The 24,426-nt window shown below is 71.5% G+C and carries 22 protein-coding genes; 20 read left to right on the top strand and 2 right to left on the bottom strand.

Annotated features, from left to right (window positions below):
* Window positions 1–83 precede the first annotated feature (83 nt).
* The 18 genes from rsmI to ACZ5VD_RS18860 all read left to right on the top strand — a co-directional run bounded on the left by rsmI (window position 84) and on the right by ACZ5VD_RS18860 (window position 21,248).
* Window positions 84–980 (top strand): 16S rRNA (cytidine(1402)-2'-O)-methyltransferase, encoded by an 897-nt coding sequence (rsmI, locus tag ACZ5VD_RS18945; protein WP_468548934.1) that lies wholly within the window; start codon window positions 84–86, stop codon window positions 978–980.
* Between the two features lie 305 nt (window positions 981–1,285).
* A complete protein-coding gene (locus ACZ5VD_RS18940; RefSeq protein WP_468548933.1) occupies window positions 1,286–1,660 on the top strand; it encodes a hypothetical protein in 375 nt (124 codons plus the stop codon).
* 46 nt (window positions 1,661–1,706) lie between these two features.
* On the top strand, window positions 1,707–2,609 hold the full coding sequence (locus ACZ5VD_RS18935) for a TatD family hydrolase (RefSeq protein WP_468548932.1): 903 nt from the start codon (window positions 1,707–1,709) through the stop codon (window positions 2,607–2,609).
* 142 nt (window positions 2,610–2,751) lie between these two features.
* Window positions 2,752–4,137, top strand: a complete 1,386-nt coding sequence (locus tag ACZ5VD_RS18930) for a ubiquitin-like domain-containing protein (protein ID WP_468548931.1) — start codon at window positions 2,752–2,754, stop codon at window positions 4,135–4,137.
* 33 nt (window positions 4,138–4,170) lie between these two features.
* Window positions 4,171–5,109 carry a 16S rRNA (adenine(1518)-N(6)/adenine(1519)-N(6))-dimethyltransferase RsmA gene (rsmA, locus tag ACZ5VD_RS18925; protein ID WP_468548930.1) on the top strand — a complete coding sequence of 313 codons (939 nt, stop codon included), beginning with the start codon at window positions 4,171–4,173 and terminating at the stop codon, window positions 5,107–5,109.
* Window positions 5,106–5,999 (top strand): 4-(cytidine 5'-diphospho)-2-C-methyl-D-erythritol kinase, encoded by an 894-nt coding sequence (locus tag ACZ5VD_RS18920; protein WP_468548929.1) that lies wholly within the window; start codon window positions 5,106–5,108, stop codon window positions 5,997–5,999. The genes rsmA and ACZ5VD_RS18920 overlap by 4 nt, the downstream gene beginning before the upstream one ends.
* Window positions 6,000–6,534: 535 nt before the next feature.
* Window positions 6,535–8,349, top strand: coding sequence for an ABC-F family ATP-binding cassette domain-containing protein (locus ACZ5VD_RS18915; RefSeq protein ID WP_468548928.1), 1,815 nt, complete (start codon window positions 6,535–6,537; stop codon window positions 8,347–8,349).
* 203 nt (window positions 8,350–8,552) lie between these two features.
* A complete protein-coding gene (locus ACZ5VD_RS18910) occupies window positions 8,553–10,337 on the top strand; it encodes an outer membrane protein assembly factor BamB family protein (protein WP_468548927.1) in 1,785 nt (594 codons plus the stop codon).
* 94 nt (window positions 10,338–10,431) lie between these two features.
* The gene (locus ACZ5VD_RS18905; protein ID WP_468548926.1) at window positions 10,432–12,357 is read left to right on the top strand and encodes an outer membrane protein assembly factor BamB family protein; all 1,926 of its coding nucleotides are present in this window, start codon (window positions 10,432–10,434) and stop codon (window positions 12,355–12,357) included.
* Window positions 12,358–12,634: 277 nt separating this feature from the next.
* Window positions 12,635–13,336 carry a helix-turn-helix transcriptional regulator gene (locus ACZ5VD_RS18900; protein WP_468548925.1) on the top strand — a complete coding sequence of 234 codons (702 nt, stop codon included), beginning with the start codon at window positions 12,635–12,637 and terminating at the stop codon, window positions 13,334–13,336.
* A gap of 349 nt (window positions 13,337–13,685) precedes the next feature.
* Window positions 13,686–14,747 (top strand): galactose-1-phosphate uridylyltransferase, encoded by a 1,062-nt coding sequence (gene galT / locus ACZ5VD_RS18895; protein ID WP_468548924.1) that lies wholly within the window; start codon window positions 13,686–13,688, stop codon window positions 14,745–14,747.
* Window positions 14,744–15,706, top strand: coding sequence for a UDP-glucose 4-epimerase GalE (gene galE, locus ACZ5VD_RS18890; protein WP_468548923.1), 963 nt, complete (start codon window positions 14,744–14,746; stop codon window positions 15,704–15,706). Before galT ends, galE begins: the two co-directional genes overlap by 4 nt.
* Before the next feature lie 81 nt (window positions 15,707–15,787).
* Window positions 15,788–16,951, top strand: a complete 1,164-nt coding sequence (galK, locus tag ACZ5VD_RS18885) for a galactokinase (RefSeq protein WP_468682750.1) — start codon at window positions 15,788–15,790, stop codon at window positions 16,949–16,951.
* A gap of 307 nt (window positions 16,952–17,258) precedes the next feature.
* On the top strand, window positions 17,259–18,473 hold the full coding sequence (locus ACZ5VD_RS18880; RefSeq protein WP_468548921.1) for an ATP-binding protein: 1,215 nt from the start codon (window positions 17,259–17,261) through the stop codon (window positions 18,471–18,473).
* Window positions 18,470–18,871 carry a roadblock/LC7 domain-containing protein gene (locus ACZ5VD_RS18875; RefSeq protein ID WP_468548920.1) on the top strand — a complete coding sequence of 134 codons (402 nt, stop codon included), beginning with the start codon at window positions 18,470–18,472 and terminating at the stop codon, window positions 18,869–18,871. Before ACZ5VD_RS18880 ends, ACZ5VD_RS18875 begins: the two co-directional genes overlap by 4 nt.
* Window positions 18,868–19,242 carry a DUF742 domain-containing protein gene (locus ACZ5VD_RS18870; RefSeq protein WP_468548919.1) on the top strand — a complete coding sequence of 125 codons (375 nt, stop codon included), beginning with the start codon at window positions 18,868–18,870 and terminating at the stop codon, window positions 19,240–19,242. The genes ACZ5VD_RS18875 and ACZ5VD_RS18870 overlap by 4 nt, the downstream gene beginning before the upstream one ends.
* Complete coding sequence (locus tag ACZ5VD_RS18865) at window positions 19,217–19,840, top strand: GTP-binding protein (RefSeq protein WP_468548918.1); 624 nt, start codon at window positions 19,217–19,219, stop codon at window positions 19,838–19,840. The genes ACZ5VD_RS18870 and ACZ5VD_RS18865 overlap by 26 nt, the downstream gene beginning before the upstream one ends.
* 100 nt (window positions 19,841–19,940) lie before the next feature.
* Complete coding sequence (locus tag ACZ5VD_RS18860) at window positions 19,941–21,248, top strand: cytochrome P450 family protein (RefSeq protein WP_468549212.1); 1,308 nt, start codon at window positions 19,941–19,943, stop codon at window positions 21,246–21,248.
* A 57-nt stretch (window positions 21,249–21,305) separates the two neighbouring features.
* Here the strand turns inward: ACZ5VD_RS18860 and ACZ5VD_RS18855 are convergent, their stop codons facing one another.
* Window positions 21,306–21,761 (bottom strand): GNAT family N-acetyltransferase, encoded by a 456-nt coding sequence (locus ACZ5VD_RS18855; protein WP_468682882.1) that lies wholly within the window; start codon window positions 21,759–21,761, stop codon window positions 21,306–21,308.
* Window positions 21,762–22,023: 262 nt separating this feature from the next.
* Between ACZ5VD_RS18855 and ACZ5VD_RS18850 the strand changes: the two genes are divergently transcribed.
* Window positions 22,024–22,797 (top strand): LuxR C-terminal-related transcriptional regulator, encoded by a 774-nt coding sequence (locus tag ACZ5VD_RS18850; protein ID WP_468548916.1) that lies wholly within the window; start codon window positions 22,024–22,026, stop codon window positions 22,795–22,797.
* Window positions 22,798–22,923: 126 nt separating this feature from the next.
* Here the strand turns inward: ACZ5VD_RS18850 and tamR are convergent, their stop codons facing one another.
* The gene (tamR, locus tag ACZ5VD_RS18845) at window positions 22,924–23,421 is read right to left on the bottom strand and encodes a MarR family transcriptional regulator TamR (protein ID WP_468548915.1); all 498 of its coding nucleotides are present in this window, start codon (window positions 23,419–23,421) and stop codon (window positions 22,924–22,926) included.
* Window positions 23,422–23,510: 89 nt separating this feature from the next.
* On the opposite strand from tamR, the gene ACZ5VD_RS18840 reads away from it, so the two are divergent.
* Window positions 23,511–24,311, top strand: a complete 801-nt coding sequence (locus tag ACZ5VD_RS18840) for a trans-aconitate 2-methyltransferase (RefSeq protein ID WP_468682749.1) — start codon at window positions 23,511–23,513, stop codon at window positions 24,309–24,311.
* Window positions 24,312–24,426 lie beyond the last annotated feature (115 nt).

Raw genomic sequence — 24,426 nt, 5'->3', positions numbered from 1 at the left:
CATCGTAGGGAACCGCGCTGTGTGAGTCCCGTGCTTGGGGGTCAGAGGTCCGGATGCGTTCGGATTCGGTGGCCCCTGGGAGGATGGGGGACGTGACTGCCACGCCCGGAACCCTGGTCCTCGCCGGAACGCCCATCGGCGACATCTCCGACGCCCCGCCCCGGCTCGCCGAGGAGCTGGCCGGAGCCGACGTCGTCGCCGCCGAGGACACCCGGCGGCTGCGCCGGCTCACCCAGGCACTGGGGGTGACGCCGAAGGGGAGGGTCGTCTCCTACTTCGAGGGCAACGAGGCCGCCCGGACCCCCGAGCTGGTCGAGGCGCTGCTCGGCGGCTCGCGTGTGCTGCTCGTCACGGACGCCGGGATGCCGTCCGTGTCCGACCCCGGGTACCGGCTGGTGGCCGCCGCCGTCGAGAAGGACGTCAAGGTCACCGCCGTACCCGGGCCGTCCGCCGTGCTCACCGCACTCGCGCTGTCCGGGCTGCCCGTCGACCGGTTCTGCTTCGAGGGTTTCCTGCCGCGCAAGGCGGGCGAACGGCTGTCCCGGCTGCGGGAGGTCGGCCAGGAGCGGCGGACCCTGGTGTACTTCGAGGCCCCGCACCGGCTCGACGACACCCTCGCCGCGATGGCCGAGGTCTTCGGCGCCGACCGGCGGGCCGCCGTCTGCCGGGAGCTGACCAAGACGTACGAGGAGGTCAAGCGGGGCGGGCTCGGCGAGCTGGCCGCGTGGGCGGCGGAGGGCGTGCGCGGGGAGATCACCGTCGTGGTGGAGGGGGCGCCGGAGCGCGGTCCCGAGGAGCTCGACGCCGGGGAACTCGTGCGGCGGGTGCGGGTGCGCGAGGAGGCGGGGGAGCGTCGCAAGGAGGCGATCGCCGCGGTGGCGGCCGAGGCGGGACTGCCCAAGCGGCAGGTGTTCGACGCGGTGGTGGCGGCCAAGAACGCGGGGGCGGGGGCCGGGCTGCCGCTCACACCGGGGGCGTGAGCGGCACCACCCGGGGGCGTAAACCAGGGCGCACGGCCTGTTGCATGCGCCCGGCGTATGCATCCTGTGAGCGGGCGCACATGCCTCCTGAGCAGGGCGTATCTCCTCTGAGCGAGCGCCCCATGCGCGCGCAAAGGGCGGGCCTGAAAAGCAAAGCCGGGAGCGGGTCAACAGGGCGGTTTGGCAAGGAACGCCCAAATCGCCGCCAACACTCGACAGGCTTGATGCGCTCACGCCGGTGGAGGCGTCCACTGGGTCGAGGGACTCATTCCGTCCCCTCGATCCAGCGGACATCAGGAGCTGGCATGAGTGAGATCGCCGTCGTCCACGAGTCGTATTCCTTCGCCTGCATGCGCTGCGGGCACGGGTGGGAGCAGTCGTACGAGATAGAGCACCACGTGGACGCCGATGGCCGCGAGTTCGTGCAGTACGTGGTCGCCGGCCGGGTCGTGCCCTCGCCGCTCTCCAGGCCCACCTGCCAGAACTGCGACAACCACGTCGTCCGGATCATGCGGCCGGGACGGGTCGAGTCGGCCCGTAACGCGGTGCACGGGCAGCGCCGCACGCCGACCGCCGTACCGGCGCAGGCGGCGGCCGCCGAGGGCGGGCACCCGGAGGGGGAGCACCACCACTGGCACCTGTCCGACCTCCTGCACCCGTTCCAGCGCAAGGCGAGCTGAGCCGAGCGCCGGCCGAGGAGGCGTGCCCCTTTCGTAGGATCGGGGCATGCCTTCGAACGCCGACAAGAACGCCGACCGCAACGCCGGGAAGAACGCCGCTCCGCCGCTCCCGGAGCCCCTCCGGGTGCCCGTCGCCGATTCCCACACCCACCTCGACATGCAGTCGGGGACCGTGGCGGAGGCGCTCGCGAAAGCCGCCTCGGTGGGGGTGACCACGGTCGTCCAGGTCGGCTGCGACCTCAAGGGCTCGCGGTGGGCGGCCGAGACGGCCGCGCGGTACGAGGCCGTCCACGCGACTGTCGCCCTGCACCCCAACGAGGCCCCGCGGATCGTCCACGGCGACCCCGACGGCTGGTCCCGGCAGGGGGCGCGCACCCCGGGCGGGGACGCCGGGCTCGACGAGGCGCTCGCCGAGATCGACCAGTTGGCCGGACTTCCCCAGGTCAAGGGCGTCGGCGAGACGGGACTCGACTACTTCCGCACCGGCCCCGAGGGCAAGGAGGCGCAGGAGAGGTCCTTCCGCGCCCACATCGAGATCGCCAAGCGGCACGGCAAGGCCCTGGTCATCCACGACCGCGACGCCCACGCCGACGTCCTGCGCGTGCTGAAGGAGGAGGGCGCCCCCGAGCGCACCGTCTTCCACTGCTACTCCGGCGACGCCGAGATGGCGGAGATCTGCGCCCGCGCCGGGTACTTCATGTCCTTCGCCGGCAACGTCACCTTCAAGAACGCCCAGAACCTGCGCGACGCCGTGGCCGTCGCCCCGCCGGAGCTGCTCCTGGTGGAGACGGACGCGCCCTTCCTGACGCCGGCTCCGTACCGCGGACGGCCCAACGCCCCGTATCTCATTCCGGTCACGGTGCGGGCGATGGCCGCCGTGCGCGACATGGACGAGGACGCGCTGGCGTCGGCACTCGCGGCCAACACGGCACGCGCGTTCGGCTGTTGACCCTCCGCCGTTTCGTTATCGATCCACCCGAACACAACTCTGGGTAGCCGAGTCGCTTTGGAGAGTGACGGTCGCTCCGCTAGGTTCTGGGAGCCCGATCCGGACCCCGATGGACCCCTCCGGCCCCCTGGAGTGTGTCGGCGTGAGCAACGCGCAGTATCAGACGTACGAGACGTACGGCCCGAACCCGCCGTACGGCGAGCCGTACCCCGATGTGCACAGCGCTCCGACGCTGGCCTACGGCGTGTACGCGGCGCCGGAGACGTACGACGACACGTACCGGCCCGCCTACGAGGCGCCCGAACCCGGACTGCCGCGGCAGACCGCGCCACCCCAGCCGCAGCCCCAACCCCGGCCCGGTTCCGAGCCCGTGGCGTACGACGGGCCGACCGGGCGGGCCGCCCGCCGCCGCCGTGCCCGGTACACGGAACGCTCCGACGGCACCATGCGCCGCCTGTTGCCCCAGGCGCTGGTCGTCGCGTTCCTCGCCGGCGGCACCACCGCGTTCGTCGCCGAGGACAAGGCGATCGAGCTGAGCGTCGACGGCCACCCGCGCACCCTGCACACCTTCGCGGACGACGTCACCGAACTCCTCGCCGAGGAGGGCGTTCGGGTCGGGGCGCACGACGTGGTCGCGCCCGGCCCCGGCGAGGAACTCGCCAGCGGCGACGAGGTCGCGGTGCGGTACGGGCGCCCCGTCCGGCTCACCCTCGACGGCCTGCAGCGTGAGGTGTGGACGACGGCACGGACGGTGGACGAGGCGCTCCAGCAGCTCGGGGTGCGTGCGGAGGGCGCGTACATGTCCGTATCGCGCTCCCGGCCCATCGGCCGCGAGGGACTCGCGCTGGACGTGCGGACCGAGCGCACGGTGACCGTCATGGCGGACGGCCGGGCCCGCACGATCCGCACCAACGCGGCGACCGTGCGCGAGGCCGTCGACGCGGCCGGGATCACCCTGCACGGGCAGGACACCACGTCCGTCGCGGCGGACAGCTTCCCGCGCGACGGACAGACCGTGACCGTGCTGAGGATCACCGGCACCAAGGAGGTCCGCGAGGAGCCGATCCCCTTCGAGGTGGAGCGGACCGAGGACCCCTCCCTGTTCCGGGGCACGGAGGTCGTCGAGCGGGCCGGGCAGCCGGGGCTGCGGCGGATCACGTACACCCTGCGGACCGTCAACGGGGTGAAGCAGAGACCGCGGCGGACCCGGACCGAGGTGGTGCGGGAGCCGCGCGCGCAGGTGGTCAAGGTGGGCACGAAACCGATGCCGTCGTCCGTGCAGGGCGCCGACCACCTCGACTGGCAGTCCCTCGCGACCTGCGAGTCCGGTGGCCGGCCGAGCGCGACCGACCCTTCCGGGACGTACGGTGGGCTCTACCAGTTCGACACCCGGACCTGGCAGAGCCTCGGCGGCTCGGGCCGCCCGCAGGACGCGCCCGCGGCGGAGCAGACGTTCCGGGCGAAGAAGCTGTACGTGAGCCGGGGGGCCAGCCCCTGGCCGCACTGCGGGGCGCGGCTGCACGGGTGAGGCCGGCCCGGCCGGGCCCCGTACTCTTGTGCCGTGACCAGCCCCGCCCCGAGCCCCACCCCAGACGCCCTCCTCGGCCCCGCCGACGTCCGTGAACTCGCGGCCGCCCTCGGTGTGCGTCCCACCAAGCAGCGCGGCCAGAACTTCGTGATCGACGCGAACACGGTCCGCCGGATCGTCCGCACCGCCGGAGTCCGCCCCGACGACACGGTGGTCGAGGTGGGACCCGGACTCGGCTCGCTCACGCTCGCCCTGCTGGAGGTCGCCGACCGGGTCACGGCCGTCGAGATCGACGACGTCCTCGCGGGGGCGCTGCCCGCGACCGTCGCGGCCCGGCTGCCGGGGCGGGCCGACCGGTTCGCGCTGGTCCACTCCGACGCGATGCAGGTCCGGGAGCTGCCCGGTCCGGCGCCGACCGCGCTGGTCGCGAACCTGCCGTACAACGTGGCCGTACCGGTCCTGCTGCACATGCTCGAAACCTTCCCGAGCATCGAGCGCACCCTCGTGATGGTGCAGGCGGAGGTCGCCGACCGGCTCGCCGCCCCGCCCGGTTCGAAGGTGTACGGCGTGCCCTCGGTCAAGGCCAACTGGTACGCCGAGGTCAAGCGGGCCGGTTCCATCGGCCGTACCGTCTTCTGGCCCGCACCGAACGTCGACAGCGGGCTGGTCGCGCTGACGCGGCGGGCCGAGCCGCCGAAGACCACCGCCACCCGGCGTGAGGTCTTCGCCGTCGTGGACGCCGCGTTCGCGCAGCGCCGCAAGACCCTGCGGGCCGCGCTCGCCGGCTGGGCCGGGTCGGCGGCGGCGGCCGAAGCGGCCCTCGTCGCGGCCGGTGTCTCGCCGCAGGCGCGCGGGGAGTCGCTGACGGTGGAGGAGTTCGCGCGGATCGCCGAGAACCGTGTCACCGAGAAGGCCGACCACGCCGACCGCGCCGACCAGGCCCACAACGACACGGAGCAGGCCGAGCAGTGAGCGTCACCGTGCGGGTTCCCGCCAAGGTCAATGTGCAGCTCGCGGTCGGCGCCGCCCGCCCCGACGGCTTCCACGACCTGGCCAACGTCTTCCTGGCGGTCGGCCTCTACGACGAGGTCACCGTGACCCCGGCCGACGCACTGCGCGTGACCTGCGCGGGGCCGGACGCCGGCCAGGTGCCGCTGGACCGCACGAACCTGGCCGCGCGGGCGGCCCTCGCCCTCGCGCGGCGCCGCGGCCTCGATGCCGCCGTGCATCTCCACATCACCAAGGACATCCCCGTGGCGGGCGGCATGGCCGGCGGCAGCGCGGACGGCGCGGGCGCCCTGCTCGCGTGCGACGCACTGTGGGGCACGAACGCCTCCCGCGAGGAACTCCTCGACATCTGCGCCGAGTTGGGCAGTGACGTGCCGTTCAGCCTGGTGGGTGGGGCGGCGCTCGGTACCGGGCGGGGGGAGCGGCTTGAGCCGCTGGAGGTCGGCGGGACCTTCTCCTGGGTGTTCGCGATGGCGGAGCGCGGGCTGTCGACCCCGGCCGTCTTCCGTGAGTTCGACCGGCTGACTCAGGGGCTGGACGTGCCCGAGCCGGTCGCCTCCGGGCCGTTGCTCGCCGCGCTCGCCAAGGGCGACCCGCACGCGCTCGCCGCGGCCGTCTCCAACGACCTTCAGCCCGCCGCCCTTTCGCTCTTCCCGGAACTCGCCGGCACCCTGGCCGCAGGCCGCGCCGCGGGTGCTCTCGCGGCGCTCGTCTCGGGCTCCGGTCCGACCACGGCGTTCCTGGCGTCTGACGCCGAGTCGGCGGTGAAGGTGGCGCGGGCGCTGCGGACCTCGGGCACCTGCCGTGCGGTGCGGGTGGCCGCGGGGCCGGCACCGGGCGCCACCGTGATCTAGCCTGCGCGTCGGCATGTCGGCCTCATGTGTCCGACGCGCACAGGGAAGTCGCGATTTCTTCGGGCCCGTGAGGCCGCCGACAGGGCCGCCACCGCCCTGACGGCTGCCACCACCCCGACGGCCGGCATCAACGCCTCCGGCTCGGACGCCGCACTCCTCGGAACCGGCCTGCCCCGACGCGTCGACCGGCTGGAGGCCGACAGGACGGCCCTCACGGCCCTGCGCGACCGGGGACGGTCTCGAAGCGGCCGGCGCCCACGTCGTCGCACACCGCCTGCTCGGCGTTCATCGAGCACGGCTTCTCGGTCGCCGGTGCGCTCACCGGCGACCAGAGCACCGACGCCGCCTCCGAGGCCCGTGTGGTGCTCGGACTGGCCCGGGCGCGCGAGGCGGTGGCCCGGGAACAGGCGCTGCTGGGCGCCGCCGGCGCGGGCGGGACGCTGACCGGGTAGGGGGCGGGGGAGACGCGGCGCGAAAGGGTGACGGCCCGCCCGGCTACTCTGGAAGGTCGATCGTCCCCCTTGTCAGGAGAGAAATGGCCGTCAACCTGGTCAATGTCGAGAACGTCAGCAAGGTGTACGGCACTCGTGCCCTCCTCGACGGCGTGTCCCTCGGCGTCTCCGAAGGGGACCGCATCGGTGTCGTCGGCCGCAACGGTGACGGAAAGACGACCCTGATCCGGTTGCTGGCCAAGCTGGAGGAGGCCGACACCGGCCGCGTCACACACTCCGGCGGGCTGCGGCTCGGCGTACTCACCCAGCACGACTCCCTCGACCCCACGGCCACCGTCCGGCACGAGGTCATCCGGGACATGGCCGACCACGAGTGGGCCGGCAACGCCAAGGTCAGGGACGTCCTCACCGGCCTGTTCGGCGGCCTCGACCTGCCCGGCTTCCCGCAGGGACTCGACACCGTCATCGCCCCCCTCTCCGGCGGTGAGCGCCGCCGCATCGCGCTCGCCAAGCTGCTCATCGAGGAACAGGACCTGGTCGTCCTGGACGAGCCCACCAACCACCTCGACGTGGAGGGCATCTCCTGGCTCGCCCAGCACCTGCGCGAGCGGCGCTCCGGCCTCGTCTGCGTGACCCACGACCGGTGGTTCCTGGACCAGGTCTGCACCCGGATGTGGGACGTGCAGAAGGGCGATGTCTACGAGTACGAGGGCGGCTACTCCGACTACGTCTTCGCCCGTGCCGAGCGCGAGCGCATCGCCGCCACCGAGGAGACCAAGCGGCAGAACCTGGTCCGCAAGGAGCTGGCCTGGCTGCGCCGCGGCGCCCCCGCCCGCACCTCCAAGCCGCGCTTCCGCGTCGAGGCCGCCAACGAGCTGATCGCGGACGTGCCGCCGCCGCGCGACACCAGCGAGCTGATGAAGTTCGCCTCGACCCGGCTCGGCAAGACCGTCTTCGACCTGGAGGACGTCACCGTCCAGGCCGGTCCCAAGGTGCTGCTCAAGCATGTGACCTGGCAGCTCGGCCCGGGCGACCGCGTCGGTCTGGTCGGGGTGAACGGCGCCGGCAAGACCTCCCTGCTGAAGGCCATGGCCGAGGCCGCGCGCACCGGCGGCGAGACCCAGCCGGTCGGCGGCCGGGTCGCCGTGGGCCGGACCGTCAAGCTCGCCTACCTCTCCCAGGAGGTCGCCGAACTCAAGCCGACCCTCAGGGTGCTGGAGGCCGTGCAGCAGGTCCGGGAGCGCGTCGACCTCGGCAAGGGACGCGAGATGACCGCCGGGCAGCTGTGCGAGACGTTCGGCTTCAACAAGGAGAAGCAGTGGACGCCGGTGGGAGACCTGTCGGGTGGTGAGCGCCGCAGGCTCCAGCTCCTGCGCCTCCTCATGGACGAGCCCAACGTCCTCTTCCTCGACGAGCCCACCAACGACCTCGACATCGAGACACTGACCCAGCTGGAGGACGTCCTCGACAGCTGGCCCGGCTCGATGGTCGTCATCTCCCACGACCGGTTCTTCGTCGAGCGCACCACCGACCGGGTCTTCGCCCTCCTCGGCGACGCCACCCTGCGGATGCTGCCGCGCGGCATCGACGAGTACCTGGAGCGGCGCCGCCGCATGGAGCAGTCCGCCAACACCTCCGCCGCCCCCGCACCGGCCGCTTCCCAGAAGGCCGCCCCGGCGGTCAGCGCCGCCGACCAGCGCGCCGCCAAGAAGGAACTCCAGAAGATCGAGCGCCAGCTCGACAAGGTCTCCGAGAAGGAGGCCAAGCTGCACGCCCGGATCGCGGAGAACGCCACCGACTTCGCGAAGGTGGCGGAACTCGATGCCGAGCTGCGCGACTTGGCCGGCGAGCGCGACGACCTCGAACTGCGATGGCTGGAACTCGCCGAGGACGCGTGAAGGGTGCGTGAAGGCGCATAACGGGGGCATCACGGGCCGGTCCTCCCTTGGGAACAGGGGAAGAACCGGCCCGGTGCGTTGTCGGTCCCGGGTGATAGAAAGAGCCGTCTGAGAACATTCTTAGCTTTCTGAGTACGGCAACGGGGCCGCCACGAGCCTTGAGCCGTGGCTAAAAATCAGTGACTGAACGGGGGAACGCGCTGATGACTCAGCCGCCCAACCAGCCGCCGCAGGGTGGCTTCGGCGCGCCGCAGGACCAGCCATCACCATCACAGGGCGGCGGCTTCGGAGCCCCACCGCCACCGCAGGGGCCACCGCAGACGCCCCCGCCACCCCAGGCTCCGCCGACCGGTGCGCCACAGCCCGGTTACGGCTATCCGCAACAGCAGCCTCCGCAGCCCGGACCCGGGCCCTACGGCCAGCAGCCCGGTCCCTACGGCCAGCAGCAGGGACCGTACGGCTATCCCCAGCAGCCGGGGCCGTACACCCAGCAGCAGGGGTACGGCTATCCGCCGCAGCCCCAGTTCCCGGGCGCGCCCGGCACCCCGCCGCCCGGCTCCGGCAGCCCCTTCAAGGGCAGGACGGCCGTCATCATCGGCGCCGCGGTGGCCGCGCTGCTCGTCATCGGCGGGACCGTGTTCGCGGTCACCAACGGTGGCGACGACGACAAGAAGCCCGCCGCGGAGAAGAGCGACGACTCCAAGCCCACCGCCTCCGACTCCCCGGTCAACCCCGGTGACGGCAGCGGTGCCGGCGGCGCCGACCCGGAGAACCTCAACGAGGGCCGCAAGGCCGGCGAGGCCAAGATCCTCTGGTACAAGGAGGCACCCGACGCCCCCGGCGACGGGGCCGACGCCCCCGGTATGTGGATCACCGACAAGACCGCGGTGAAGGCGGCGTACAAGCAGCTCGTCGCCTACAACGTCGGCGACGGCGCCCCCACCTGGGACACGGTCGCCTTCGACCAGAAGATCTGCGCGGTCACCCCGCAGAAGACGTCCGACGACAAGATCGTCGTCGCGTACATGAACGGCACCAGCGACCGCGCCGAGTGCAACCAGCTCCAGGAGATCGACCTCGACACCGGCGCGAAGGGCTGGACCGCGGAGGTCGCGGACGGCGCGCTGTTCGACAGCACCGCCTCCATCGAACTCTCCGTCACCGGCACCACCCTGATGGTGGGCCGCTCCCAGTCCGGCACCGCGTACGACGTGCGCACCGGCAAGAAGCTCTTCGACAAGAAGAAGTACGGGAACGCCTGCTTCCCGACCGCGTTCGCGGGCGGCGCCCGGCTGATCGCCGTCGCGTCCTGCGACGCGAGCCGGACGACCGAGCACGACGAGGTGCAGGAGCTGGATCCCGCGACCGGCAAGGCCAAGTGGACCCAGAAGTTCGACAAGGGCTGGACCGTCGAGCACGTCTACTCCCTGGACCCGCTGGTCGTCTACAGCACCAACGACGACAAGAAGTCGTGGAACATCTCCGCGATCACCGCCACCGGCAAGTTCCGCTCGCAGGTCGCCTTCGACGAGGACTTCGCCCCCGAGTGCGGCTGGGGCTTCCTCGGCGGTGACCTCCAGGCCTGCCAGGGCGTGGCCGCCGACGCCGACACGCTCTACCTGCCCACCGAGGCGAGCACGGGGGCCAACGAGATCGTCGCGATCAACCTCGCCACCGGCAAGGAGAAGTGGCGCGTCAAGTCCCCGGTGGCCGAGTCGATGGTGCCGCTGAAGGTCGAGGACGGCAAACTCGTCGCCTATGTGCAGCCGTCGTACGACGCGGGCGGCCGGGTCGTGTCGATCCCGACGACCGGCTCCGGGCACACACCGACGACGCTGCTGCAGATGCCCGAGGGCACCGCGGAGATCGAGCGGGGCTTCTACTCGAAGGACATCGACTGGGTCGACGGGCGGTTCTACATCTCGACCACGCGTCTGGCCGGCGACACCGACAAGAAGGAGAAGTTGATGCTCGCCTACGGCAAGTGACGCTTCGCCCCGTGCGCCCGCTGCTTCTCGCCGTCCCCGCCGTCTCCGTCGTCCCCGCCGCACCCGCCGACTTCGCCTTCGAGGTACTCACGTCATGACCCAGCCGCCCCCTCCGCCTCCCCACCAGCCCCCGCAGCAGCCCGGTTTCGGTCCGCCTGAGCCGCAGGACCAGCCGCCGCAGGCGGCGTCCGACCCCCGCGCGCCGAAGACCCCCGAGGCCCCGCAGCAGCCCCCGGCACCTCCGCAGGGCCAGCCGCAGCCGGGCTACGGCTACCCGCAGCCGCCCCAGCCGCCGCAGACCCCTCCGGGCTACGGCTACCCGCAGGCGGGGGCACCCCAGGCGCCCCAGCCCCCGCAGCCCCAGCCCCCGGCCGGCTACGGCTACCCGGGCCAGCAGCCCAACGCGTACGGCCAGCAACCCCCGCCCTACGGTCAGCAGCCGAACCCGTACGGCGGGCAGCAGCCGCCCGGCTACGGCTACCCGCAGGGGACCATGCCGCTGCACCCGCAGCCCGGCCAGGCCCCCGGCGGCGGGAAGAAGGTCAACGCGCAGCTGGCCATCATCGTCGCGGCCGTCGTCGCGATCGCCCTGATCATCGGCGGCGGCGTCTGGTACGCGTCCTCCTCCGGCGACAAGGACGACAAGAAGAACGACACCGCGAGCTCCAGCGGCACCACCGGCGGCACCGACGACAAGGACGGCGGCACCGGCGGCACCGACACGGACACCGGCGGCGGCACGGGCACCTCCACCACCCCGGTCGAGAAGGTGCCCGGCAACCCCGCCTCCAAGGTCCTCTTCCAGGTCCCCGCGCCCGAGGTCGGCAAGGACAGCACCGTCTCCACGGCCGGCTCCTGGCTCACCGACAAGGTGTACGCCAAGAGCGGCGTCGCCGAGATCGTCGGCTACGACCCCGACAAGGGCACCGAGCTGTGGACGATCAAGCTCCCCGGCCCGGTGTGCCAGGGCAGCAACCACGTCACCGCCGACGGCCGCACCGCGGTCATCTACCAGCCCAAGATGCCGACCAAGGCCGAGCCCTCGCACGGCTGCAGCCAGATCGCGGCCCTCGACCTCGCCGCCGGCAAGAAGCTGTGGACGAAGACCGCCAACTCCGGTGACCAGGCGATCAGCTTCAACAACGTCACCGTCAGCTCGGGCACCGTCGCCGTCGGCAGCACCAGCGGCGGCGCCGCCTTCGACCTCGGCACCGGCAAGCAGCTGTGGGCCCCGAAGCCCACCGACACCTGCTACGACGCCGGGTACGGCGGCGGCGCGAAGCTGGTCGCGGTGCGGCGCTGCGGTTCCTACGACGCGCCCCAGCTGCACATCCAGACCCTCGACCCGAAGTCCGGGAAGGTCGCCTCCGACTACAAGATGGCGACGGGCATCAGCTACGCCAGCGTCGTGTCGACCGACCCGCTGGTCGTGGCCGCCGACATCGGCGAGGCCGCGAAGGACGGCAGCGGCATCTCGGACTTCTTCTCCATCGACAGCAAGACCGGCAAGCTGCGCACCCGTATCTCCGCGCCCAGCGACCAGTACGCGGCCAGCTGCGACGGCATCACCAAGATCGAGGAGTGCCACCAGATCGCGGTCGGCAACGACCGGCTCTACCTGCCGACCGAGGAGCACGACGGGTCCGGCGACTTCTCGCAGACCAACGAGATCGTCGCGCTCGACCTCGCCACCGGCAAGCAGACCGGCCAGCGCGCCGACGCCGGCGAGGACTACACGATCTCCCCGGTGCGCATGGACGGCACCAACCTGATCGCGTACAAGCGCCCGCCGTACGACAAGGGCGGGCAGATCGTCAGCATCGACGGCAGCTCCTTCAAGGAGACCAAGCTGCTGGAGAACCCGGCCACCGAGTCGGTACGGGACGTGGAGACCGGCATGACGCCGGACTACTCCGAATACCTGTACTCACAGGGCCACCTGTACATGTCCGCGATCTTCGCCAGTTCCCTGTCGAGCGGGGACAAGGAGTACCTGGTGATCGCGTTCGGCGCGAACTGACCGGTCCGAACGGCCCGTCGACACGGCCCCGCCCCTGCTCAGGGGCGGGGCCGTGCGCGTACCGCTCATCACCCTCGAATGCGAGGAAAACCAGAAATTCCGTCGATCCGGGGCACTTCTCTCCCGGTAGGGGAAGCGCAACGTCGAACAAGCGTGTAGCTTCCGGGGGCATGAAGGGCGGGGGGAGCCGGGAGGGGGCTCCTGTCCGTGCGGACCAGTGGGCATCCATAGTGGGGCATCCACACGCGGATCCATTGGGGGACTGGGGGGTTGCTCGATGGGAGTGCGGCTGATGGTGGTCGACGACCACCGACTGCTGGCCGAGGCGCTGGCCTCGGCACTGAAACTGAGGGGGCACCGAGTGCTCGCCGCGGCGGCACCGGCCGCGGGCGCGGCGGAACTGGTCATCAGCCGGGCGCCGGAAGTGTGCCTGCTCGGCACCGCGACACCGGCGGAGCCAGGCATGTTCGACCCGGTGATCAGGATCAAGCGGGAGCGCCCGCAGGTGGCCGTGCTGGTCCTCGGACCGGTGCCCAGCCCACGCGGGATCGCGGCGGCCTTCGCGGCCGGCGCCTCCGGCTACGTACGGCATGACGAGCGGATCGAGGGGGTCGAGCGCGCGATCATGAAGGCCCGGGCGGGTGAGGCGGCGGTGGCGCCGCAACTGCTCCAGGGCGCGTTCAGTGAACTGCTCAACCCGGTGGCCCAACCCGACGACGAAGGTCAGCGTCTCCTCCAGATGCTGACCCCCCGAGAGGTCGAGGTCCTGGTCCGCGTCGCCGACGGCGAGGACACCCGCCTCATCGCGGCCGGCATGGGCATCGCCCCGTCCACCGCACGCACCCACGTCCAGCGGGTCCTGATGAAACTGGGAGTCGGCTCCCGCCTCGAAGCGGCGGCCCTGGCCGCCCGAACGGGCCTGCTGGACCGCGCGGGCCCGGTACCGCACGCACCGCCGGAGGCGGGGGCGGGGTTCTAGCGAGTCGAGTACGGGCGGGGCGTGGTGGACACCACGCCCCGCCCCTTTGGCGAGGCGGGCGGAGCGTTCACGGTCGCGTCCCGCACGATCGGCCGGTACCCCCTGACCGGAACGGCCCGCCCCCGTGGAACGGGCCGCGGTCGCCATGACCGTCCGCCGCGCCGGCGGCCCTGCGGGCGCGGCCGTCGGGCGGTCCGTTTCCGGTGCCCCCGCGGAGGACCGCGGCACCGAGGACGCCCTTCTGGTGGCCGTCGCCGTAGCGGGATCCACATTGACGACCAATGGTGAGTTGTGTTTCGATGTGTTTGGTTCTGTTTGATGAGTGAGTGGCTCGAATAGGGAGTCCGCAGTGAAGAAGACCTCGACCCGACTGGCCGACGGTCGCGAGTTGATCTACTACGACCTGCGGGACGACACCGTGCGCGACGCGGTCGACCGGCGACCGCTGGACCCGACCGTCACCACCTCCGAGGTCCGCCGGGACCCCCTGCTCGGTGACGCGGTCGCCATCGCCTCGCACCGCCAGGGCCGCACCTACCACCCGCCGGCCGACGAGTGCCCGCTGTGCCCGTCGCAGGGCGACCGGCTGAGCGAGATCCCGGACTCGTCGTACGACGTCGCGGTCTTCGAGAACCGTTTCCCCTCGCTGGCCGGCGACTCCGGCCGCTGCGAGGTCGTCTGCTTCACCTCCGACCACAACGCGTCCTTCGCGGACCTCACCGAGGAGCAGGCGCGGCTCGTCCTGGACGCGTGGACGGACCGGACCTCGGAGCTGTCGCATCTGCCCTCCGTGGAGCAGGTGTTCTGCTTCGAGAACCGCGGCGCCGAGATCGGCGTGACCCTGGGCCACCCGCACGGCCAGATCTACGCCTACCCCTTCACCACCCCGCGCACCTCCCTGATGCTGCGGTCGGCCGCGGCCCACAAGGAGGCGACCGGCGGGGAGAACCTCTTCGACGCCGTCCTGGAGCGCGAACTCGCCGGCGAGCGGATCGTCCTGGAGAGCGAGTACTGGGTCGCCTTCGTGCCGTACGCCGCGCACTGGCCGTACGAGGTGCACCTCTACCCCAGGCGCCGGGTGCCGGACCTGCTCGGGCTCGACGAGGAGACGCGCACAGAGTTCCCCAAGGTCTATCTGGAACTCTTGAAGCGCTTCGACCGGATCTTCGGTGACGACGAGCCCTCGACGCCGTACATCGCCGCCTGGCACCAGGCGCCGTTCGGCGCGCTGGAGGAGTTCGACGGCGTCAGCCGTGACGACTTCGCGCTGCACCTGGAGCTTTTCACCATCCGTCGTACGTCCGGCAAGCTGAAGTTCCTCGCGGGATCCGAGTCCGGCATGAACGTGTTCATCAACGACATCCGGCCGGAGGCCGCGGCACAGCGACTGCGAGAGGTAGCGAGTTCATGAGCGGTAAGTACCTGGTCACGGGCGGCGCGGGGTACGTCGGCAGTGTCGTCGCCCGGCACCTGCTGGAGGCGGGGCACGAGGTCGTCGTCCTCGACAACCTCTCCACCGGCTTCCGCGAGGGCGTGCCGGCGGGCGCGGCCTTCGTCGAGGGCGACATCCGGGACGCCGCGAAGTGGCTGGACTCCTCCTTCGACGCGGTGCTGCACTTCGCCGCCTCCTCGCAGGTCGGCGAGTCGGTGGTGAAGCCCGAGAAGTACTGGGACAACAACGTCGGCGGCACCATGGCCCTGCTCGGCGCCATGCGCGGGGCCGGTGTGCGCAAGCTGGTGTTCTCCTCCACGGCCGCCACCTACGGCGAGCCCACCGAGGTCCCGATCGTCGAGTCGGCGCAGACCCGGCCGACGAATCCGTACGGTGCCACGAAGCTCGCCGTCGACCACATGATCACCGGCGAGGCCGCGGCCCACGGACTGGGCGCGGTGTCGCTGCGCTACTTCAACGTGGCGGGCGCGTACGGCGAATCCGGTGAGCGCCACGACCCCGAGTCGCACCTGATCCCGCTGGTGCTCCAGGTCGCGCAGGGCAGGCGGGACGCGATCTCCGTCTACGGCGACGACTACCCGACGCCGGACGGCACCTGTGTGCGCGACTACATCCACGTGGCGGACCTGGCCGAGGCCCACCTCCTCGCGGTCGAGGCGGCCACCCCCGGCGAGCACCTGATCTGCAACCTGGGCAACGGCAACGGCTTCTCGGTCCGCGAGGTCATCGAGACCGTCCGCCGGGTCACCGGCCACCCGATCCCCGAGATCGTGGCCCCGCGCCGCGGCGGCGACCCCGCGGTTCTGGTGGCGTCGGCCGCCACCGCCCGCGAGAAGCTGGGCTGGAACCCGTCCCGCGCGGACCTCGCGGGGATCGTCGCGGACGCGTGGGACTTCGCGCAGCGGCGCGGGCACTAGGCCCTGTCGTCACGGCAGGGCCCAGGCCCCTGTCGCCAACCGGCCGCAACCAGTACTTACGGAAAGATCAGAGGGCAGGGCATGAGCGAGGCTGTCGCAGGGGCTGTCGCCGAGCGGTTCGAGGAGCTGTACGGGGCGGTTCCGGAGGGGGTGTGGGCGGCTCCGGGCCGGGTCAACCTCATCGGTGAGCACACCGACTACAACGACGGCTTCGTGATGCCGTTCGCCCTGCCGCACATCGCCGTCGCCGCGGTGTCCCGGCGCGAGGACGGCGTACTGCGCCTGCACTCGGAGGACATCGAGGCCGGTGTCGTCGAACTGCGGCTCGACGACCTGGTCCCGGAGTCGGACCGGAACTGGACGGCGTATCCGGCGGGTGTGGTCTGGGCGCTGCGCGAGGCCGGCCACCCGGTCGCCGGCGCGGACGTCCACCTGACCTCGACGGTGCCGTCCGGCGCGGGCCTGTCCTCGTCGGCCGCCCTGGAGGTCGTGGTCGCGCTGGCCCTGAACGACCTGTACGAACTGGGTCTCAAGGGCTGGCAGTTGGCCCGCCTGTGCCAGCGCGCGGAGAACGTCTACGTCGGCGCCCCCACCGGGATCATGGACCAGACCGCGTCCGCCTGCTGCGAGGCCGGCCACGCCCTGTTCCTCGACACCCGCGACCTCTCCCAGAAGCAGATCCCCTTCGACCTGGCCGCCGAGGGCATGCGCCTGCTGGTCGTGGACACCCAGGTCAAGCACGCCCACAGCGACGGCGAGTACGGCAAGCGCCGGGCCGGCTGCGAGAAGGGCGCGGCCCTGCTAGGCGTCGACGCCCTGCGGGACGTGCCGTACGACGGACTCGACGCGGCCCTCGACCGGCTCGGCGACGAGGAGGAGGTGCGCCGACTGGTCCGCCATGTCGTCACCGAGGACGAGCGGGTCGAGCGGGTCGTGGCCCTCCTGGAGTCGGGCGACACCCGCGCGATCGGTCCGGTGCTCATCGAGGGTCACGCCTCGCTGCGCGACGACTTCCGCATCTCCTGCCCCGAGTTGGACCTGGTCGTCGACACCGCGCTCGCGGCGGGCGCGCTCGGTGCCCGGATGACCGGCGGCGGCTTCGGCGGCTCGGCGATCGTGCTGGCGGAGGCCGCCGACGTCGACACCGTCACCAAGGCCGTCCAAGAGGCTTTCGCCGCCGCGGACTTCACCGCGCCGCGGGTGTTCGAGGCGGTCCCGGCGGCGGGCGCGCGACGCCTGGCCTGACCCCCCGCCCGACCCGTCTTCGGCCCCTGTTCCGGAGGCATCGGCCCCGTGCTCACGACCGAGCACGGGGCTGACCTTTGTTCAAGTAGCGCCCGGAAGATCACAGTGGACGCGTGGTGTTTGTAAAGGTCCTCAAACGACCGCTCTGGTACGCCTGTTGCCTCTGTTACCACTGATACGATCAACGCACTTTTCAGTAGGCTGACGGCGCGTCATGTACGTGTTCGGGGGACAGTCTCTAGGGCCCCATCGCGAAGGAGTGGCTGTTGCTCCGGCCCTCGACGCGAGGCGACTTGAAGAGAGTCTCATGACGTCATTCATCCAGGATCCGTTGTTGTGGATCCTGCTCATCGTGGTCATCGCCGCGGCTTTCGCGGTGATGCGCGCACGGAGAACCAACATGGCTCTCCGTCGCAACAACGACAGCCTGCAGAGCAACCTGGTGGCCGCGCAGGGCCAACTGCGCCAGGTGCAGACGGGCTACGACACCCTCACCAACCGGCACGCGGAGGACCTCGCCGAGGTCCGGGCGGACGCGGAGTCGGACACCAAGGCCGTCCTCAAGTCGGCGATGGGCACCCTGCAGTCCCTCGCCGAGGAACAGCAGGTGCTGCTCGACAACCTCCAGAAGGAGTACGGCGACGACACCGGTGTGCTGGCCGACCTGATGCTCATCGATCACACGAGCAGCCAGTTCAGCCGTCGCACCAAGGGCATCTCCGTACTGTGCGGCGGATGGCTCGGGCGGCGCGAGGAGAGCGCCTCCGTGTTCGACGTCGCCCGCAGCGCCCAGGGCCGGATCAAGGACTTCAACCGGGTCCGGGTCAACGCCCAGGTCAACATCTCCATCACCGGCAAGGCCGTGGAACCGGTCGCCGTCGTGCTCGCCGAGCTCCTGGACAACGCGACCAAGTACAGCGCGCCCCAGTCGCCGGTGGAGATCAACATCCAGTCCGTCCCCACCGGGGTGTGTCTGGTCGTCGACGACGCCGGTGTGGGCATGAGCCAGGAGACCAAGGTCCGGGCGGCGGCCCTGCTGTCGCCCGACAGCGTCGTCGACATCACCGGCCTCGGCGACCCGCCCAGGTTCGGCTTCGCCGTCTGCGGGATGCTCGCCGCCCGCTACGGCTTCTCGGTGTCCGTCGACTCGGTCTCCCCCTACGGCGGAGTGCGCGCCGTGATCCGTGTGCCGGAGGCCCTCTTGACCGCTGACGCCCCCCAGCCGACCGCCTCGCAGGACGACCGCGCGTTCGAGGGCGAGCAGCCCGCGCGGCCCCGTGTCGCGGTGCCCGCCGCCGGACCGACGCTCGTCGTCGGCACCACCCAGGGCGGTCTGCCTCGGCGCCGGCGGCGCAACAGGCCTGTCTCGGTCGTCCCCCAGCCCGACCAGGCGGCACCCGCCCGGTCGGCCTCCGAAGGGGACAACCCCAGCGAAGTGACGGCTTCACGTATCGGTGCGTTCGCCCGCGGAACGCACCTCGGCCGGGTCTCGAACAACACGGAAGGATCCCAGAACCAGTGAATCCCGACCTGTCGTGGGTGCTGAACGGTGTGCTGGAGGTGCGGGGGGCCCGCCACGCGATCCTCGTCTCCGCGGACGGCCTGCTCATGCAGCGCTCCGACGACATCGGCCGTGACGAAGCGGAGAAGAACGCGGCCGCGATGAGTTCCATCCAGTCCCTGTGCCGGGCCGTGTCCGGCTTCGTGGACGGGGGACAGGGGGCCTGGAAGCAGACGCTCGTCGAGTACGACGGCGGCTGGATCTTCCTCGTCGCCGCGGGCAGCGGAGCCTATCTGGCCGTGTCGGCAGCGCTGGACGTCGACATGGAGGCCATGTCCTTCCGGATGCAGAAGACGGTGAGCGCGCTCCGCGAGGCGATGAGCGCGGCGCCTCGACTGAACGCGGGTGCCGACGCATGAACGGCCCCGGCGAGGAAGCGTCGGTCACCAGCGACTTCGTCCGTTCCTACGTCATCACCGGCGGGCGGCGACTGCCGTCGGCGGACGACCTGGCGCTGCACACCCTGGTCACCCTGGCCCCGGACCGTGAGATGCCGTTGGGGGCGGGTCCCGAGGTCCGGGCCATCTGGGAGCTGTGCGGGGGCGGCTACCTGTCCGTGGCGGAGGTGGCCGGCCATCTGGAACTGCCGGTGGGAGTGGCCCGGCTGCTGCTGACCGATTTATTCGAACAGGGGCACTTCCTGCGCCGTTCCGCCCCGGCCCGCGCCAACCTCGCTGACCGAGAGACCCTCGAGAAGGTTCTGCATGGACTCGAATCCCTCATCGTCTGAGACGACCGCGAGGTCCAAGACGCCCGCGAACGGCACGATCTATGTCTCCGACGCGGTGACCACCGCTGCGAAGATCCTGGTCGTGGGTCACTTCGCGGTGGGCAAGACGACCCTGATCGGCTCGCTGTCGGAGATCACTCCGCTGCGCACCGAGGAGAAGATGACACAGGCGTCCCTGCACGTGGACGACCTGCGTGGCGTACCGGACAAGGCGACCACCACCGTGGCCCTGGACTTCGGACGTCTGACGCTGTCCGAGGAACTCGTGCTCTACCTGTTCGGCACGCCCGGGCAGCAGCGCTTCATGCAGCTGTGGGAGGACATGGCCCGCGGTGCGCTCGGCGCACTGCTGCTGGTCGATCCCGCCCGGCTGGAGGAGACGTTCCCCGTCATCGACCTGATCGACGAGTACGGGCTCGAGTACGCCATCGCCGTCAACAGCTTCGACGCGCGGCAGCAGTTCGACGAGGAGGAGATCCGCGAGGCTCTCGACCTGCTGCCGGACACGCCTGTCATCTACTGCGACGCCCGCGACCAGCGGTCGTCCGCCAACGCGCTGATCGCCCTGGTCCGCCACCTGCTCGATCGCGCGGCCTGATCCACTCCCTCCCCGGCCGGCCCGCTGGGCCAGGCTCGCAAAGGACACCCCCGTGGACACTCACCACTCGCCCGCCGCCCCCGCGGGCGCCAGATGCCCCATGTTCGACGGCACCTTCACCGCCGACCCGCAGCAGATCTACGAGTCCGTCCGGGCCCACGGCCCGGCCGGCCCCGTGGAACTCGCCCCCGGCGTGGACGCCACCCTGGTCGTCGAACACGAGACGGCCCTCAGGGTGCTGCAGAACCCCTCGCTGTTCGCCCGCGACTCCCGCCGCTGGAAGGCACTGAACGAGGGTCAGGTCCCCCTCGACAGCCCCGTCCTGGCGATGATGGCCTACCGGCCCAACTGCCTGTTCACCGACGGTGCCGTGCACCTGAGGCTGCGCCAGGCGGTCACCGCGAGCTTCGACCGGCTCAACATGACGCGGCTGCGCCGTGACGTCGAGTCGATCGCCGACTTCCTCATCGACCAGTTCAGCGAGCGTGGCCGCGCCGACCTGATCAACGACTACGCCAAGATGCTGCCGCTGCTGCTGTTCAACAAGCTGTTCGGCTGCCCCGCGGACATCGGCGACTCCCTCACCGGCTCGCTGGGCGCCTTCTTCGACGGCATCGACGTGCAGCGTGCCAACGAGGAACTCACCGTGAGCCTGATGGAGTTGATCTCCATCAAGCGCCGCAACCCCGCCGACGACGTCACCTCCTGGCTCGTCCAGCACCCCGCCGGCCTCACCGACGAGGAGCTCAAGGACCAGCTCATCATCATGATGGGCGCCGGTTTCGAGCCCCAGCGCAACCTCATCGGCCACGTCCTGCACCTGCTCCTGTCGGAGGAGGGCGCGGGCGGCTCCGGCATGCTGATCGAGGAGGCCATCGACCACGTCCTGTGGAACAACCCGCCCATCGCCAACTACGCCACGCACTTCCCGGCGCGGGACGTCGACCTCGGCGGGCTGATCGTCGAGGCGAACTCGCCGGTCGTGATCAGCTTCGCCGGCGCCAACAGCGACCCCGCCCTCAAGGAGGCCCGCGAGTCCCGCAACAAGGGCGCGCACCTGGCGTGGGGGGCGGGCCCGCACGCCTGCCCGGCCAAGGACCCGGCCCTGGTCATCACCATCGCCGCGATCGAGCGGCTCCTCAACGCGCTGCCCGACCTCACGCCGACGGTGCCGGACGAGGAACTGCAGTGGCGGCCGGGACCGTTCCAGCACGCGCTGGCCGCGCTGCCCGTCCGGTTCAGCCCGACCCCGGCCACCCGCACGGTGTCGGCCCTGCAGAGCGCGGCGCCGCCGCCGGTGGCCGAGCAGCCGGGCGCGCCGGTGGCCGGTGCCGAGCCGGTACGGCCGGGGCAGCCGGCGCAGAAGAGGGGCTTCTGGAGCACCCTGGTCGACCTCTTCCGGGTCTGAGACCCCCTCGGTCCCCGCGGGGACCGGGACGTCGGCCGCGGACACCGCCCGTGGTGCTCAGCCCCAGCGTTTGACGAGTGTGTACTCCGTGATCCCCGGCGGGTAGTCGGGGATCACGCACACCACCTCGTATCCCTGCTTCTGGTAGAACCTCGGCGCCTGGAAGTCCCAGGTCTCCAGGCGGGCGGCCGCACAGCCCCGCTCGCGGCGGGCCGTGCGCTCCGCCTGCGCGAGGATCCGGGAGCCCAGACCCGCGCCGCGGTGCCGGCTGTCGACCCAGAGCTGGTTCACGTGGAGCCAGCCCGCCCAGGTGTGTCCGACCAGGCCGCCGGCCAGCCGGTCCGCCTCGTCCAGGATCCAGACGTGCAGCGGGAACTCGCGTGCGCCGGGGGTGCCGCGCAGGGCGCGCAGTACGGGGGAGGCCGCCGTGTTCGTCTCCCGCAGCCGGGTCCGGAGAAGATCGCGCCGTTCCTTGTCGACTTCTGTCTCCATACGAAACATGCGGCTCACCATAAACGCGTCGGACAGCCAGTTCTGCAAATTACCTTCCGCTCCTGCCACCCGGCCGTACCCTGATGAACAGCACCGGTGGGGGCCGGTGCTGATCAGGGGGCGAGACAGTCGGGTACGACGCCCGAACAGGGGGTAGCGGTTCCGCACGGCGGCGGCTGTGCGGTGACGGATGCCTCAGGGTGTCGTACCCGCGCACACGTCTTCGTTCTCCGGACCTTGAGGTATCCCCTGCTCTTTCAAGGAGCTTGGGGAAGGGGGTTTCGTGGTTCGCATCCGAGTCCTGGTGGTCGACGACCATCGCATTTTCGCCGAGTCACTCGCCGCGGCACTGGCGGCCGAGCCCGACGTGGACGTCTCCGCGGCCGGCAGCGGTCCCGCCGCGCTGCGCAGTCTGGAGCGCGCGGCTGCCGAGGGGCGCCGTTTCGACGTGCTGCTCGTCGATGCCGACCTGGGCTGCAACGTGCCGGGGGTCCGGTCCGCGGCGCCGGTTCAGGAGGTGGGCGAGGACGGCCTCGTCGACGGCATCTCGCTGGTCGTCGGCGTCCGTGCCGGGCAGCCGACCGTCCGTATCGTCGTGCTCGCCGAGAAGGACGACTCGCGGCGGGCCGCGCTCGCCCTGCAGGCGGGTGCCTCCGGGTGGGTCGCCAAGGACTGCTCGCTGTCCCGGCTGCTCACCGTCATACGGGGGGTCCTGCGCGACGAGACGCATCTGCCGCCCGCCCTGCTCACCGGCGTACTGCGGGAGTTGACGGCCGCGCGCAAGCACCGCACCGAGAGCGAGCAGCTGGTCGAGTCCCTCACGCCGAGGGAGCGGGAGGTGCTGCGCTGCATGGTCGCGGGCCTGGGCCGCAAGGCCGTCGCCGAGCGGCTGTTCCTCTCCCCGCACACCGTCCGCACCCATATGCAGAACGTCCTCGGCAAGCTCGGGGTGCACTCCACCCTGGCCGCGGTCGCGCTGGCCCGGCGGGCGGGGGTGGGTCCGGTCGACCTGGGGCCCACCGGGCGGATCGTGCCGGAGGAAAGTAGCAGCGCCTGACCGATGCCGGTGAGCGGGGTGTGGTGCGTGCAGCTGCAAGGCGGAGGAGGGAGTCGGCGACCGACGACAACGCGGTAGATGTGCGTGCCACACCCCGCGTCTCGGCACGATCCGCCCGGTAGGCCCTCAGCCGGGGATGTTGTCGAACGGGGCGGTCAGCTGGCGTAGCAGGCCGGCGAGTTCGCCGCGCTGGGCGCGGGAGAGTTCCGCGAGGATCGCGCGCTCCTGCTCCAGCAGTCCGGCCAGGGCCTGGTCCGCGCGGTCCTGGCCCTCGTCGGTGAGCCGCACCAGCACGCCGCGCCGGTCGCTGGGGTCGGGCAGCCGCTCGACCAGGCCCTTCTTGGTCAGGCGGTCGATGCGGTTCGTCATCGTGCCCGAGGTGACCAGGGTCTGGGTCAGCAACTGTCCCGGTGAGAGCTGGTACGGCGTTCCCGCGCGCCTCAGCGCGGTCAGCACGTCGAACTCCCAGGGCTCCAGGCTGTGCTCGGAGAAGGCCAGCCGACGGGCCCGGTCCAGGTGCCGCGCCAGTCTGCTCACCCGGCTGAGTACCTCAAGCGGTTCCACGTCGAGGTCCGGGCGCTCCCGGCGCCATGCTGATACCAGCCGATCGACCTCGTCCTCCATGACGATCAGTGTAGTGGTTGTGTCGATGTGGAGTCTCTTGACATCAAGTCTCTTGACATCAAGAGAAACCCTTGGGGAAGGTGGCCTCCATGACGACTCCCACCTGGGACCCCGCCCAGTACCTGCGCCACGCCGACCACCGGGCCCGCCCGTTCGTCGACCTCCTCGCCCGGATCCCCGAACTCCCCGGGGCCGCACCGCGCATCGCCGACCTGGGCTGCGGCCCCGGGAACGTCACGGTTCTCCTCGCGGACCGCTGGCCCACCGCCCACATCACCGGCTACGACAGTTCCGCCGAGATGCTCGCCACGGCACGGGCGGCCCACGGCGGTGAACGCCTCGACTTCGCCCACGCCGACGTACGCACCTGGGCGCCCGCGCGGCCGTACGACCTCATCGTCAGCAACGCCACCCTCCAGTGGGTGCCGGGGCATGTGGAGCGGTTCGCGGACTGGGTGGCGGGCCTCGCCCCGGGCGGCACCCTCGCCTTCCAGGTCCCCGGCAACTTCGACGCCCCCAGCCACCGGCTGATGCGCGAACTCGCCCACTCCGCCCGCTGGAAGGCCCGCCTGGGCGACACCCTGCGCCACGCCGACGCGGTCCTCGCGCCCACCGCCTACCTGGAGGAACTGGCCGGCCTCGGCTGCTCGGTGGACGCCTGGGAGACGACGTACGTCCATCTGCTGACCGGCGAGGACCCGGTGCTCGACTGGGTGAAGGGGACGGGTCTGCGCCCGGTCCTCACCACCCTCGCCGACGACCCGGAAGCCTCCCGGGCCTTCGTCGCGGAATACCGGGCCGCCCTGCGCGAGGCCTACCCGCCCGGCCCTCACGGAACGCCGTTCCCCTTCCGCCGCATCTTCACGACGGCCCGGAAGCGGACTCGGTGACCACCACCGCGGACCGTGTCCGGCCGGCCGCACTTCGTCGAGGGGGGCGGGCGGCGTCCCGGTGGGTGTGCCGGGGCCCCGTGCGCGGTGGCCGGTCCCGGGTCGGCTCTGTCGG

Source organism: Streptomyces sp. NPDC032822 (assembly GCF_055578825.1).
Note: the sequence above shows the minus strand (reverse complement) of the source record. Positions and strands in the feature narration are given on the sequence as shown.